This is a genomic window from Brucella sp. TWI432 (genome assembly GCF_039674445.1).
Taxonomy (GTDB): Bacteria; Pseudomonadota; Alphaproteobacteria; order Rhizobiales; family Rhizobiaceae; genus Brucella; species Brucella chromiisoli.
Genome location: NZ_JBDJNL010000059.1, coordinates 1 through 1,003, shown reverse-complemented (window position 1 = coordinate 1,003; position 1,003 = coordinate 1). Strand labels below are relative to the sequence as shown.

The window sequence follows — 1,003 nt, the reverse complement described above, 5'->3', positions numbered from 1 at the left end:
ATTGGAGATGCGCGCGCCATAGCTATCGGTAAAGGTGTCAAAATCCACCGATGACCACATGAGCTGTGCCTGCGGTGTCAGCGACCAGTTCTGGTTGATGGCAAAACGCTGACCTGCTTCAAGGCTCAGAGCGTAACCGAAGCCCTTATTGCCGTTGCTGAGGGTCTGGTTGACTGCATCGACATGAAGATCGCTGTCATACCAGTTGGCCTGTGCCTGTGCATCAAGATAGAAGCCGGACGTACCATACCCTGTGGCCGTGGCACCAAGCCCCCATCCTTGCGTGTTGATGCTGCCCGAACCGTCACCGGTCCGGTTGTCGATATTCGAGCGCGCATTGCCGTATTGCCCGGTAATGCCAGCAAACAGTGTGCCATTCTCATCCTCATAGAACTGACCATCCACACCGGCCTGCATGATGAAAGAGTTGATATCCTGATGCAGATCACCTGCCGTGGAGGCACTTTCATGACGGTTATGCGCGCCTTCAATGCGACCCCAGATCGCCTTGCCGTCGGTTTCACCGGAATTAACCTGATTGGAGCTACCCAGATAACGCTCACCCACACGCTGTTGCAGTGTCGGCAGCTTGTTCAGAGCCTGCAGCGTCGAGCCATAGGATTCATAGATCGGGGCCGCAGCGCTGTAACGGCCCGGATTAGGACCAGGGTTAGGGCCTGGAGGACAGGTATTGGTCTTCTCGCAATCCGGATCGACCGGATTGACAGGATTGGCATTGTCCTTCTTGCTGACCAGATACCAGTTGCCGTCATTTGGCGTATTGGTTCCGCCTTTTTGCAGCGTATAGGCATAGGCCGAGTCGGTCATAATGGCCTGCTTGCCGTCTTTGGTGACATAATCACCATTGAGCGTGAACAGACCATCAGAGTTACCCCCCACGGAGATGATCTCGATGCCGTTATTGGTTTTAGCGCCAAAACCGTGACGGTTGGTGATGTCGACTTTGGAAGTGCCGGCTGTGTTGCCACTGACATTCATCCGG

1 protein-coding gene is annotated in these 1,003 nt (G+C 54.7%); it reads right to left on the bottom strand.

The window, feature by feature from the left end; genetic code table 11:
- Positions 1–1,003, bottom strand: a 1,003-nt coding sequence (locus ABE527_RS21580) for an autotransporter family protein (RefSeq protein ID WP_499698255.1), incomplete at both ends; no start/stop codon positions are given.